Origin of the sequence: Actinomadura rugatobispora (assembly GCF_042656285.1) — a bacterium.
Lineage (GTDB): Bacteria > Actinomycetota > Actinomycetes > Streptosporangiales > Streptosporangiaceae > Spirillospora > Spirillospora rugatobispora.
On record NZ_JBHSON010000006.1, the window covers coordinates 70,607 to 83,215 of the forward strand.

At 72.1% G+C, this 12,609-nt stretch carries 12 protein-coding genes; 8 read left to right on the forward strand and 4 right to left on the reverse strand.

Annotated features, from left to right (window positions below; all coding sequences use genetic code 11):
• Positions 1 to 92: 92 nt before the first annotated feature.
• Positions 93 to 401: an ArsR/SmtB family transcription factor gene (locus tag ACFPZN_RS05910; protein ID WP_378280764.1), complete on the reverse strand. Its 309-nt coding sequence runs from the start codon at positions 399 to 401 to the stop codon at positions 93 to 95.
• A gap of 52 nt (positions 402 to 453) precedes the next feature.
• Positions 454 to 1,590, reverse strand: a complete 1,137-nt coding sequence (locus ACFPZN_RS05915; protein WP_378280765.1) for an epoxide hydrolase family protein — start codon at positions 1,588 to 1,590, stop codon at positions 454 to 456.
• A gap of 205 nt (positions 1,591 to 1,795) precedes the next feature.
• Between ACFPZN_RS05915 and ACFPZN_RS05920 the strand changes: the two genes are divergently transcribed.
• The 3 genes from ACFPZN_RS05920 (at position 1,796) to ACFPZN_RS05930 (ending at position 6,570) form a co-directional block, all read left to right on the forward strand.
• Positions 1,796 to 3,217, forward strand: a complete 1,422-nt coding sequence (locus ACFPZN_RS05920) for a family 2B encapsulin nanocompartment shell protein (protein ID WP_378280766.1) — start codon at positions 1,796 to 1,798, stop codon at positions 3,215 to 3,217.
• A 924-nt stretch (positions 3,218 to 4,141) separates the two neighbouring features.
• The gene (locus ACFPZN_RS05925; protein ID WP_378280767.1) at positions 4,142 to 5,512 is read left to right on the forward strand and encodes a family 2B encapsulin nanocompartment shell protein; all 1,371 of its coding nucleotides are present in this window, start codon (positions 4,142 to 4,144) and stop codon (positions 5,510 to 5,512) included.
• Entirely contained in the window at positions 5,509 to 6,570 is a 1,062-nt protein-coding gene (locus tag ACFPZN_RS05930) for a family 2 encapsulin nanocompartment cargo protein polyprenyl transferase (RefSeq protein ID WP_378280768.1), read from the forward strand. Before ACFPZN_RS05925 ends, ACFPZN_RS05930 begins: the two co-directional genes overlap by 4 nt.
• Before the next feature lie 559 nt (positions 6,571 to 7,129).
• On the opposite strand, the gene ACFPZN_RS05935 is transcribed toward ACFPZN_RS05930, so the two are convergent.
• Positions 7,130 to 7,777 (reverse strand): DUF5701 family protein, encoded by a 648-nt coding sequence (locus ACFPZN_RS05935; protein WP_378280769.1) that lies wholly within the window; start codon positions 7,775 to 7,777, stop codon positions 7,130 to 7,132.
• Between the two features lie 143 nt (positions 7,778 to 7,920).
• On the opposite strand from ACFPZN_RS05935, the gene ACFPZN_RS05940 reads away from it, so the two are divergent.
• The 5 genes from ACFPZN_RS05940 (at position 7,921) to ACFPZN_RS05960 (ending at position 11,328) form a co-directional block, all read left to right on the forward strand.
• Positions 7,921 to 8,787, forward strand: coding sequence for a hypothetical protein (locus ACFPZN_RS05940; protein ID WP_378280770.1), 867 nt, complete (start codon positions 7,921 to 7,923; stop codon positions 8,785 to 8,787).
• A gap of 40 nt (positions 8,788 to 8,827) precedes the next feature.
• Positions 8,828 to 9,916: a galactose-1-phosphate uridylyltransferase gene (gene galT / locus ACFPZN_RS05945; protein WP_378280771.1), complete on the forward strand. Its 1,089-nt coding sequence runs from the start codon at positions 8,828 to 8,830 to the stop codon at positions 9,914 to 9,916.
• A gap of 4 nt (positions 9,917 to 9,920) precedes the next feature.
• Positions 9,921 to 10,463 carry a hypothetical protein gene (locus ACFPZN_RS05950; protein WP_378280772.1) on the forward strand — a complete coding sequence of 181 codons (543 nt, stop codon included), beginning with the start codon at positions 9,921 to 9,923 and terminating at the stop codon, positions 10,461 to 10,463.
• Between the two features lie 161 nt (positions 10,464 to 10,624).
• Positions 10,625 to 11,026: a YbaB/EbfC family nucleoid-associated protein gene (locus tag ACFPZN_RS05955; RefSeq protein WP_378280773.1), complete on the forward strand. Its 402-nt coding sequence runs from the start codon at positions 10,625 to 10,627 to the stop codon at positions 11,024 to 11,026.
• Positions 11,023 to 11,328 carry a WXG100 family type VII secretion target gene (locus tag ACFPZN_RS05960; protein WP_378280774.1) on the forward strand — a complete coding sequence of 102 codons (306 nt, stop codon included), beginning with the start codon at positions 11,023 to 11,025 and terminating at the stop codon, positions 11,326 to 11,328. Before ACFPZN_RS05955 ends, ACFPZN_RS05960 begins: the two co-directional genes overlap by 4 nt.
• Before the next feature lie 14 nt (positions 11,329 to 11,342).
• On the opposite strand, the gene ACFPZN_RS05965 is transcribed toward ACFPZN_RS05960, so the two are convergent.
• The gene (locus ACFPZN_RS05965) at positions 11,343 to 12,569 is read right to left on the reverse strand and encodes an RNA-guided endonuclease InsQ/TnpB family protein (protein ID WP_378280775.1); all 1,227 of its coding nucleotides are present in this window, start codon (positions 12,567 to 12,569) and stop codon (positions 11,343 to 11,345) included.
• Positions 12,570 to 12,609 lie beyond the last annotated feature (40 nt).

Here is a 12,609-nt window from a genome sequence, read left to right on the forward strand (position 1 = left end):
TGCGCGATGCCGCCGGGACTTCCCGGGCGAGCGCCCGCAGCGGCCGTGACCTTGGTCACGGCCGCACCGGCGCTCCACCCTCGGTCGGCCGGTCAGTCGGGGTTGCGGTCCAGATGCTCCTCAAGAGAGTCGAGGCGGGCCGACCAGACCCTGCGGTACGGGGCGAGCCAGGCGTCCATCTCGGCCAGCGGCTCCATCCGCAGCTCGTACACGCGGCGCTGCGCGTCCTGCCGGGCCCGGACCAGGCCCGCCTCGCGCAGCACCCGCAGGTGCTTGGACGTCCCCGGCTGGGACATGCCGAGCCGCTCGACCAGTTCGTTCACCGGCCTGGGCCGTTCCAGCAGGAGGTCCAGGATGCGGCGGCGGGCGGGTTCGGCCAGGACCGCGAACGCTGAAGACATGCCCCTAGTATAATCGCTTGTTTATATTCAGTAAGAGGCATGTAGCGACGGCTCAGCGCAGCGCGCGGAAGAACACGCGGATGTCGCCGGTCAGGAGCTCCGGCACCTCCAACGCCGAGAAGTGGCCGCCCTTCTCCAGCCTCGTCCAGTGCACGACGTTGTGGTCGCGCTCGGCGAACGCCCGGATCGACGACTCGGTCGGCGCCACCGCCACGCCCACCGGCACCGGTGACCGCTCGGGCGCCGCGCCCCAGGCGTCACCGCCCTCCTTGTAGATGCGGAACGCCGAACCCGCCGTCCCGGTCAGCCAGTAGATCGACGCGTTGGTGAGGACGTCGTCCCGGTCCAGCGCCCCCACGGCGTCGCCGTGACCGGCGTACCAGTCCCCGTACCAGGCGAGCTGCCCCACCGGCGAGTCCGCCATCGCGTACGCCAGGGTCTGCGGCCGCGTCGACTGGATCACCGCGTACCCCGACACCTCCTCCCACGCCTCCATCCCCGCCAGCCCGGCCTGGTCCTCGGGCGAGAGCCCCTCGAACTCCGCCGGGTCGCCGGACGGGAACGTGACCAGGGAGTTGACGTGCACGCCCACCACGCGCTCCGGGTCGATCCGGCCCAGGTAGGGCGAGAGCAGCGCGCCCGTATCGGCGCCCTGCGCGCCGTACCGGTCGTACCCGAGCCGCCGCATCAGCTCCCGCCACGCCGCCGCGATCCGCCCGATGCTCCAGCCCTTCTCCGCGGTCGGCCCGGAGAACCCGAAGCCCGGGATGGACGGCACCACCACGTGGAACGCGTCCGCCGGGTCGCCGCCGTGCGCGCGCGGGTCGGTCAGCGGCCCCACCATGTGCCGGAAGTCGGCGAACGTGCTGGGCCAGCCGTGCGTGAGGATCAGCGGCAGCGCGTCCGGCTCCGGCGACCGGACATGCCAGAAGTGCACGTTCTGGCCGTCGATCTCCGTGGTGAACTGCGGGTACGCGTTGAGCTCGGCCTCGTGGCGGCGCCAGTCGTATCCGGTGCGCCAGTACTCGGCCAGCCCGCGCACGTAACCGGGCTCGGTGCCGTACGACCAGCCCGCCCCGGGCAGCGCGTCGGGCCAGCGGGTCCGGGCCAGCCGGTCGCGGAGATCGTCCAGGTCGGACCGCGGAACGTCGATACGGAACGGCCTGATGCCGCTTTCTGTGTCGGTCATGACCCGACCGTAGAAACAGTCGAGGTCACCGCCTGACCGCGACTGTCACCTGTACCCAAGGTAATAGAAATCTCTCATTGTTACCAGGTAATCACGTTGGGTAGCGTGGCCGACGGCGCGGGCGGCGATCAGCACCTGGCGGTCGACGACGGCGACCCGCGCGGCAAGCGGCAATGACGACGCGCGACAGACGGATGGGTGGATCGTGACCGAACAGCAGATCGACCAGCAGGCGGCCGACCAGCAGCTCAGCCTCGGCACGGCGGCGGCGCGCAACCTCGCGACGACGACCAAGTCCGTACCCCAGATGCAGGGCATCTCCACCCGGTGGCTGCTGAAGCTGCTGCCCTGGGTGCGGGCCGCCGGCGGCGCCTACCGCGTCAACCGCCGGGTCAGCTACACCGTCGGCGACGGCCGCATCACGTTCATGAACGGCGGCGCCGACCTCCAGGTCGTCCCGCGCGAGCTGGGCGAGCTCGCACCGCTGCGCGGCTTCGACGACGAGCCCGTGCTGGAGGCGCTGTCCGGCCGGTTCGTCCGCGAGGAGTACGCGGCGGGCGACGTCATCGTGGAGGCCGGCGGCCCGGTCGACCGCGTGGTGCTCATCGCGCACGGCAAGGCGGGCAAGATCGGCACCGGCGAGTACGGCGACGAGGCCACCCTGGGCGTGGTCGCCGACGGCGGCTTCTTCGGCGACCGGGCCCTGGTCGGCGACGAGACCACCTGGGAGTTCTCGGTCAAGGCGCTGACCGCCTGCACCGTGCTGATCCTGACCCGCGAGCAGTTCCACCAGGTCCTGGCCCTCTCGGACGACCTGCGCACGCACGTCGAGGACTTCGAGCGCGGCCCGGGACGCTCCCTCAACCCGAGCGGCGAGGCCGCCATCGAGCTCGCCTCCGGGCACACCGGCGAACCCGTGCTGCCCGGCACGTTCGTCGACTACGAGCTCAAGCCGCGCGAATACGAACTGAGCGTCGCGCAGACCGTCCTGCGCGTGCACTCCCGGGTCGCCGACCTCTACAACGAGCCGATGGACCAGGTCGAGCAGCAGCTGCGCCTGACCATCGAGGCGCTGCGCGAGCGCCAGGAGAACGAGCTCGTCAACAACCGCGACTTCGGCCTGCTGCACAACGTCGAGCCCGCCCAGCGCATCCCCACCCGCTCCGGCCCGCCCACCCCCGACGACCTGGACGAACTGATCACCCTGGTCTGGAAGGACCCGGCCTTCTTCCTCGCCAACCCGAAGACGATCGCGGCGTTCGGGCGCGAGTGCAGCAAGCGCGGCATCTACCCCGACAGCGTGGACGTCAACGGCCACCGCGTCCCGGGCTGGCGCGGCATCCCGATCTTCCCGTGCAACAAGATCCCGATCAGCCGGACCAGCACCAGCCCCGTCCTGCTGATGCGCACCGGCGAAGCCGCCCAGGGCGTCATCGGCCTCCACCAGACCGGGCTCCCCGACGAGGTCCAGCCGGGCCTGTCGGTGCGCTTCATGGGCGTCGACGAGAAGGCCATCATCTCCTACCTGGTCAGCGCCTACTACTCGGCGGCCGTCCTGGTCCCCGACGCACTGGCCGTCCTGGAGAACGCCGAGATCGCACACGGTGGTGCCGGTGCCCCCGCGTGACCCACCGGAACCACCCCCAGCCCGACACGCCCAGCCGCACCAACGCCCCCACCCACCAGCAACCCTCCGCCCCCTGGCAACCCCCCGCCCGCCGGCAACCCCCCACCCACTCGCGCCCGTCCGCCCGCCGGCAACCCCCCGCCCGCACGCGCCCGTCCGCCCGCCGGCAACCGTCCGTCCGCTCGCAACCCCCGACCCGCTGGCGACTGTTCGCCCGTTTGCAACGCACCGCCCGCTGGCAACCGTGCGCCCGTTGGCGATCGTCTGCCCGTTCGCAACCTCCCGTCCGCTGGCAACCCCCTGTCCGCAGGCGACTGGCCGCCCGTTCGCGACCTCCCGCCCGCTGGCAACCGTCCGTCGGCTGGCGACCGTCCGCCCGTTGGCAACCGTGCGCCGGTTGGCGACCGTCCGCTCGTTCGCGATCGTGCGCCGGTTGGCGACCGTCGGCCCGTTCGCAACCCCCTACCCGCTGGCAGCCGTCCGCCCGCCGGAAATCCCCCGCCCGCTCGCGACCGTCCGACCGCCCGTGACCCTCCCCGGGCTAGCAGCCGTGCGCCCGCTGGCAGCCCCCGGCCCGCTCGCGACCGTTCGCCCGCCGGCGACCCCCCATCCGCTCGCAACCCCCTCCCCGCTGGTGACCGTTCGCCCGTTCGCAACCCATCGACCGTTCGCAACCGTCCGCCCGCTGCCGTCCTCCCGCCCGCACTCCAGTTCTGGCCCGCACTCCACCTCCCACGCGGTCTCTGACTCCTGCCCGCATGCCACCTTCCGTCCCGAACCCGGCTCCCGCCCTCACCCCACCGGCTCCCACCACGTCAACCTCCGCCATCTCCCTTCCAACCGTCCCCGACACCGACGTGCCCGCCCCGGCGCCCCTGCCCGGCGCCCGCCCATCCGCCCCTTGACCCCAGGAGGGTGTAGCCCATGACCCAAGAGCAGCTGAGCCTGAGCACGGCTGCGGCACGGAACCTGGCGACCACGACCAAGTCCGTTCCGCAGATGCAGGGCATCACCCCCCGATGGCTGCTGCGGCTGCTGCCGTGGGTGGAGGTCACGGCCGGCACGTACCGGGTCAACCGCCGCCTCACCTACCAGCTGGGTGACGGGCTGGTGAGCTTCGTCAACATCGGCAGCGCGATCAGCGTCGTCCCGCCGGAGCTGGCCGAGCTGCCGCCGCTGCGCGGGTTCGACGACACCACCGCGCTGGAGGCGGTCGCGCAGCGCTTCACCCAGCACGAGTACGCCCCGGGCGAGACCATCGTGACCGAGGGCGAGCCGGTCGAGCAGGTCATCCTGATCGCGCACGGCAAGGTCAGCAGGATCGGCTCCGGCGCGTACGGCGCCCGCACCGAGCTGGGCGTGCTGGCCGACGGCCGGTTCCTCGGCGACCGCGCGCTCCTCGGCGAGGCCGGCACCTGGGAGTACTCGGTCCGGGCGGTCACCCCGACGACGGTGCTCATCCTGTCGGCCACCGACATCGCACAGCTCACCGGCCTGTCCGACCCGCTGCGCACCCATCTGGAGGCGTGCGCCGCCGCGCCCGAGCCGCCTCGCAACCGTTCCGGCGAGGCCGCGATCGACCTGGCCGCCGGGCACTTCGGCGAGCCGGTGCTGCCCGGCACGTTCGTCGACTACGAGCTCAAGCCGCGCGAGTACGAGCTGAGCGTCGCGCAGACCAGGCTGCGCGTCCACACCCGGGTCGCCGACCTCTACAGCGAGCCGATGAACCAGATCGAGCAGCAGATCCGGCTGACCGTCGAGGCGCTGCTCGAACGGCAGGAGCACGACCTGCTCAACAACGCCGAGTACGGGCTGCTGCACAACGCCGACCTGCGGCAGCGGATCTCCACCCGATCCGGCCCGCCCACGCCCGACGACATGGACGATCTGGTCGCCCGGCGCCGCAAGTCGCGGTTCTTCCTGGCCCACCCCAAGGCGATCGCCGCGTTCGGCCGCGAATGCACCCGCCGCGGCGTCTACCCGGAGGGAACCGTCCACGACGGGGTCCGGGTGCAGGCCTGGCGCGGTGTGCCGATCTTCCCCTGCGACAAGATCCCGATCAGCTCGTCGGGGACCACCTCGATCCTGTGCATGCGGACCGGCGAGTCCGACGAGGGCGTGGTCGGCCTGCGCCGCACGGGGCTGCCCGACGAGGTCCGGCCGGGCCTGTCGGTGCGGTTCATGGGCGTGGACGACAAGGCGATCGTGTCGTACCTGGCCAGCACCTACCACTCGGCGGCCGTACTCGTCCCGGACGCGCTCGGCGTACTGGAGAACGTCGAGGTCGCCCGGTGACAGGCGAGACCGTCACAGGCGACACCGAGGCGGGTGAGACGGCGGGCCGGACCGCGGGCGAGGTGCTGGAGTGGAGCAGGGGGCTGCTCGACCCGGCGCTGCGCGAGGCCACCGTCCACCTGTCCGACTCGATGCGCAGGGTGGCCGCCTACCACTTCGGCTGGCGGGACGCGCGGGACCGTCCCACCGAAGCCGGCGGGGGCAAGGCGATCCGCCCGGCGCTGGTGCTGCTGACCGCCGTGGCGTCCGGCGGCACCGCCACGGCGGCCCTCCCGGCCGCCGTGGCGGTCGAGCTCGCGCACAACTTCTCGCTGCTGCACGACGACGTGATGGACGGCGACCTCACCCGCCGGCACCGTCCGACGGCCTGGAGCGTGTTCGGCGAGCCCGCCGCGATCCTGGCCGGCGACGCCATGCTGGCCTGCGCGTTCGAGGTGCTCGCCGACGGCCGCCATCCGGCGGCGCTAGAGGCGGGGCGGATGCTGGCGCGGGCGGTGATCGACCTGGTCGAGGGGCAGAGCGCCGACATGGCGTTCGAGCTGCGCGAGGACGTCGACCTGGACGAGAGCCTGGCGATGGCGGCGAACAAGACCGCCGCCCTGCTCGGCGGCGCCTGCGCCATCGGCGCCGCGCACGGCACCGGCCCGCCCGACCTGATCGACCACTACCGGCGGTTCGGCGAGCTGCTCGGCCTGGCCTTCCAGCTCGTGGACGACCTGCTGGGCATCTGGGGCGATCCCGTCGTGACCGGCAAGCCCGTGCACTCCGATCTGCGCAGCCGCAAGAAGTCGCTCCCGGTCGTGGCCGCGCTGTCGTCCGACGGGGCCGCGGGCGAGGAACTGGCCGCCCTCTACCGGACCGACCGCTCCCTCACCGACGCCGAGTCCGTCCACGCCGCGGAACTCGTCGAGGCGGCGGGCGGCCGCGCCTGGGCCGAGAGCCGCGCCGCGTACTACCTGGAAGAGTCCCTCGGCCACCTCGACCTGGCCCGACCCCGATCGCCCGCCTCCGACGAACTCCGCTCCCTGGCCCGCCTGGTCATCACCCGCGACCGCTGACGCTCCCCCCGGCGGCCCAACGAACCGCAGGTCGAGTGGGCCGCCGGGCCTGGACGTGGTCGATCATATGTTCGATTAGAGTGGGGGTGTGCAGCAGAGCCCGGAGCATGTGCCGTTCGTGTGCCCGCGAGGGCATCGGCTGGGGCCGGGGCGGGTCATCGTCGGATGGTCGCCCTGCGTCTGCCCGCCCTGCGCCGAACGCGGCCGCGGCCTGCGCGGTCATCGCACCTACCTGTGCCTGACCTGCAAGGACGAGCATGTGACCACGATTGCTACCTCCCGTACCACGTCGCCGGCACGGGCGCAGGCTACCGCTGGCCCTGACCGCCCCACCCCCCACCACCATCAACGCACCAGACACGGGGGCCGCCCCGGCCAGGGCGCAACGGCCCCGGCCAGGACGCGGCGATGACGGGCGCGGCGCGACGGTCACCTAGCGGGCTCGGCGGCCTCGGTCAGGGTGCGGCGGCCCGGGCGAGGACGTGGCGGTCACGCGCTCGGCGTGGCTGGCCCGGCTGGGCACGGTGGTCCCGGTCGGGACGCGGTGGTGCGGGGGTGTTTAGTGGGTGCGGCCTGTGGCTGAGGCCATGCCTAGCCAGGTGTGCGGGTTGCCTGCCCAGCACCAGCCGAGCTTGGGTGCGTTCTGGCTGATCCAGATCGCCGGGACGCGGCGGTCGCCGCAGCGCGATCCGCCCAGTGAGAAGCACTTGTTCTTCGCCAGGACGGCGGGGAACTGGGTGACCAGTGCGATGCCCTCCTCGATGGTCAGCAGGGTGCGGCCGCGGGCGGCGATGGCGTCCATGGCGTCGTTGGGCACGGCGCCGCAGAACTCCTCGCCGCGTTCGATGCCGTGGAGGAGGTAGGCGCGGGCGTCGGGCAGTTCGACCTCCTTGGTGGGGACGAACTTCACGATGTCGTCGTCGGCGTAGTTGCGGTCGATGACTCCGGGCTTCTTCTTGCCGTGCAGGGTCGTCCGCGCGATGGCCTCCTCGACCGGGACCACCTCGCGGGTGAGGACCAGGACGAACGGGGCGCGGCCTTCGCCCGGCGATGTCGTGGCGTGTTCGAGTGCGGCGGGGCGCAGCGGGGCCAGCAGGGCGGCGAACTCCTCCTCGCCGAGCCCGGCGGCCCGGTGGTGGTCACGGTCGATCAGGGTGCGGACCTGGCGGTCGAACTCGCCGGCCGCGTCGAAGGGGTGGAGGGTCACGTCCTGCCTCTCTGTCGGTTGTAACTCCGTACAACATACAAAGTTTCGGGTTCATTCCCGGCGGTCCGCAAGCGGTCAATCTCCGACAAAGCGGGCAAAGGGTGCGATGGTGTGGGGACGACGGGCTCACCCCAGGGGACGCCATGGCGACCTTCGACTTCCCGCGCGCCGATCACCCGGCCGCCGCCCGGGTGCTGATCGAGCACTCCGACGGCGACACCCCGGTCGTCGAGCAGCCGATCCGCATGGTCTCCGTGGACACCCCGGAGAAGGCGCAGTACGCCGGGAAGGCGTCCACCGCCCAGCCCAAGCTGGACCGCTGCCGCGAGCGGCTCACCGACGGCACGTTCGGGACGCTGATCCCCGATGGCCTCCGCGACCATCTGCTCGCGCGGCTCACCCCCGACGCCGCGGCACGGCACATCGCCGCCGCCGAGCGCGCCACCGCCCACTTCCAGACGCTGCGCGAGCGCCGGCTCACCCGTCCCAATGGCAGTGTCCGGCGGGTCGCGGTCGTGCCCACCGGGGAAATCGTCGACCGGTACGGGCGCCTGCTGGCCTACCTGGCGCCCTGGTTCGCCGGGGCCGACCGCGGCGACCCGCGGCCGCCCCGCGACCACCCCGACCGGCGCACGTTCAACCTCGACATGGTGGCGGACGGCTGGGGCGCGATGTTCCTCGTCCACCCGTCCATCCCGCGCGACCCCGACCTGCGGGTGCTGCTGGACGCGGCGGACGCCGCCTGGACGGGACGCCGCGGCATGTGGGAGGCGTTCGGGGAGGACCTGCTGCTCGCCTACGAGTACCGGGCCTGCGTCAAGCTCGGCGCGCGCGACCTGGGCGATCCGGAGGCCGCGGTGGAGAACGCCTACCAGCGCGTCTGCGTCGACCTCGACGGCCTGCGGACGCTCGGCCCGTTCGGCTACCACCTGGCGCCGCCGTCCCGGCGCCTGTGGATCTGGAAGGACCGGTTCGACCAGGCCCGCGACGACCTGCGACTGCCCCGCTGACGGCCGCGGAGCCCCGGGCGGCGTCCAGTAATCTCGCGGGGTGGCGCGTACACGGAGCAGGCTCGCCGACGGGCGCGAGATCGTCTACTTCGACCGGGAGCCTGGGCGGACGCCGGTGCCCGATCCCCGCGACCTCCCGGCGGCCGAGCCGCTGTGCGAGACCCGGCGCGATCCGCTGACCGGCGACCGGGTGACCGTCACCGCGCACCGCAACACGCGCACGTTCCTGCCGCCGCCCGACCAGTGCCCGCTGTGCCCGGGCGGTCCCGCCTCGGAGATACCCGACGCGGGGTACGAGGTCGTGTCGTTCGAGAACCGCTTCCCGTCCTTCTCCTCGCGCACGCCGGACGTGCCGGCCACGGTCGACGGGCAGGAGATCTTCGCGCGGGCGCCGGGCGGCGGCCGGTGCGAGGTCGTCTGCTTCACCGACGACCACGGCGCGACCCTCGCCCGGCTCCCGATCGAGCGCGTCCGGCTGGTGATCGACGCGTGGGCGGACCGCACGGCCGAACTGTCGGACATGCCGGGCATCGCGCAGGTGTTCGTCTTCGAGAACCGCGGCGTGGAGATCGGGGTGACACTGCACCATCCGCACGGCCAGATCTACGGCTACCCGTTCGTGACGCCCCGGACCGAGCGGATGCTCGCCATGGCGTCCGCGCACCGCGCGTCCACCGGCCGCGACCTGTTCGAGGACGTCCTGGACGCCGAGCGCGTGGCGGGCACGCGGATCGTCGCCTCGGGGGAGCACTGGACGGTGTTCGTCCCGGCCGCGGCACGCTGGCCGGTGGAGGCGCACGTGATGCCGCACCGCCACGTCCCCGACCTCGCCGCGCTGACCGGGCCCGAGCGCGACGAACTCGCCGTCCTCTACCGCGACCTGCTCCGCCGCGGCGACACGCTGTACGGGACGCCGCTGCCGTACGTGGCGGGCTGGCACCAGGCGCCGACGGGCGAGGGCCGCGACCTGCTGCGGCTGCACCTCCAACTGTTCTCGATCCGGCGCGCACCCGACAAGCTCAAGTTCCTGGCGGGGTCGGAGTCGGGCATGGCCGCCTGGATCAACGACGTCCCGCCCGAGCGCATCGCCGCCCGCCTCCGCGAGGCCGCCGTGGGTGCGGAGGCGTGAGCGCGTGGGGAACAGGTTCACCGTCCACGGCACCCGGGCCGACGAAGACTGCCTCTACCTCACCAACGGCGGCACGGACGTCTTCTTCGACGTCCTGACGCTGGCAGGCAGCGCGATCGCCGAGTCCGACTGGGAACGGAACCTCGTCCTGCACTTCGCCGACGGGCACCGCCACTCGCGCGGGTTCGACGGGTTCGACCTGAGCGCGCTCCCCTGGACGGCGGACTGGCCCGCGGAGAAGGCGTTCCTCCTCGCGCTGCTCGGCAAGGCGATGACCCGCCACGGCTGGCACCTGCTGACCTACGACCCCCCTTACGCGCCGGACTCCCTGCGCCGTTACCGGGCGATGGCGGACGGGCTGGCCGCGCCCGTTCCCGTCCGGCGGCGGCCGCGGCGGTGGGGCGACTGGCGCGTCCCGCCGCCCGCGGAGTTCCTCGAACGCTGCCCCGCCCACGGCATTTACCAAGGTGAGCTCGGGTGCCGTCTCTGCGACCCGGAAATCCAGCCGCCGCCCTGGCGGGCCGGGCGGGATGCTCGCAAGACCTGATCAGCTGGGCGGTTTCTCATTTCCCTTACCACTGATCACGCTGCGTTGTTATGTCCAGGGATTGTCGAGATGCGGCAAAATCGTGAACAATAGGGCTCCTGTTCATGATCAGACCATGACGGCCGACCACGACCATGCCGGGGGACGGCGGAGGGGGCCAGGTGCGCGCGGAGTGGCAGGCGCATATCGATGAGCTGCTCAAGGAGTACAAGAAGCAGCACGAGCAGCTGAAGAAGCTGCAGGACCGGCTCACCGCGCTCGAAGCCGAGGGCGAGGGCGGGGACGGGGCCGTCAAGGCCAGGGTCGACCGGCAGGGGCGGCTCACCTCACTCGAGTTCGACCCGCGCCGCTACCGCAAGCTCGGGTCGGAGGAACTGGCCGAAGCCGTCCTCGAAGCCGCCCGGAACGCCGCCGACCAGGTCTCCGGCAAGGCCCGCGAGGCCATGGAGGGCCTGGTGCCCGAGGGCGCCGAGCAGTCGGACTTCGACTTCACCAAGCTGGTCGGCGACACCCCGGGCGACTTCGACGCCGTACGCGAACGTTACGGACTGCTGGACCGATGACCAACGAGCTGCGCGTCGACACCGGCGCACTCAAGCGCTCCGCCGGCGGGTTCCAGCGCGGGGCCGGTTCCCTCAAGAGGATCCACACCGCCCTGGAGTCCGCCCTCTCCGCCGAGGGCAAGTGCTGGGGCGGCGACAAGACCGGCCAGGAGTTCGAGAAGAACTACCTGAAGCCGAGCCAGGACGTGCTGAAACTGTTCGGGCAGCTCGCCGAGGGGCTCGGACAGGTCCGCGAAGGCGTCGAGCAGATGGCCAAGCAGTACAGCGCGGCCGAGGACGCCGCGACGATCCGGAAGACTTGACATCCTCCCCTCCCCTAGAGCCGTAGGGAGGGGATTCCGGCGGCTCGCGCCGCCGGTGGTTTCTGTTTCACAGCCGAGTGCGGAAGGGAGGGCCCTTGCCGTCTGACATCAGCTCCGCAGACATCGCCGGGGCTCGCCCCGGCTGCGACCAGACCGGCCGCAAGGATGTTCTCGGCCGCGTTGATCTCCCGGTCGTGCCGGGTGCGGCAGCCCGGGCACGTCCAGTGCCGGGTCGAGAGGCTCAGCTCGGCGAGCAGGTGCCCGCAGGCCGAGCAGGTCTTGGACGAGGGGTGCCAGCGGTCGATGACCACCAGCCGCCGCCCGGCACGCTCCGCCTTGTACTCCAGTTGGCGCCGGAACTCACCCCACCCGCAGTCGGAGATGGCGCGGGCGAGGCTGCGGTTGCGCACCATGTTGGCGACCGCGAGGTCTTCGATCACGATGGTGTCGGCCTTGCGCACAAGATGTGTGGAGGTGCGGTGCAGGAAGTCGGCGCGGGCGTTGCGGACTTTGCGGTGGGCGCGGGCGACCTTGCCCTTGGCCTTGCGGCGGTTGGCCGACCCGCGCAGGCAGCGGGCCATGCGGCGCTGGTAGCGGGCGAGGTTGCGGGCCTTTCGCTCCAGATGCCTGGGGTTGGCGATGCGCTCCCCATCGGAGGTCACCGCGAATTCCTTGACGCCCAGGTCGATCCCGATGGCGTGTCCGGTCTCGGCGAGGGGCCGGGGGGCGTCGGTGTCGACGGCGAAGGTCACATACCAGCGTCCGTCCCCTTCACGCGAGATCACGCCCATGGTCGGATGCAGCGTGGTCAGGTCCACGTCGTCGAAGGACCACACGAACGCCAGCGGCGTGCTCGTCTTCGCCACGTGCAGCTCGCCGTTCCTCATGCGGAACGCCGAGCGCGTGTAGTGCGCGGCCTGGCGACCGTTGCGGTTCTTGAACCGCGGGTGGCGGGCGCGCCTGGCGAAGTAGTTCGCGAACGCGGTGTGCTGGTGCCGCAGCGTCTGCTGGAGCGGCACGCAGGAGACCTCCGACAGGAACGCGAGGTCTTGGGTCTTCTTCCAGCGGGTCAGCGCGGCGTCGGTCTGCTTGTAGGAGGTCTTCTCGCCTCGCTCGCGGTAGGCCGCGACGCGTTCGGCGAGCGTCTTGTTCCACACCAGGCGCACACACCCGAACGTGCGGCCGAAGACGGCCGCCTGCTCGGAGTCCGGGTAGGCCCGGCACTTGTACGCCGTCCGCATGGCACCGGAACCTACCGACCGCCACCGACATTCTCACTCC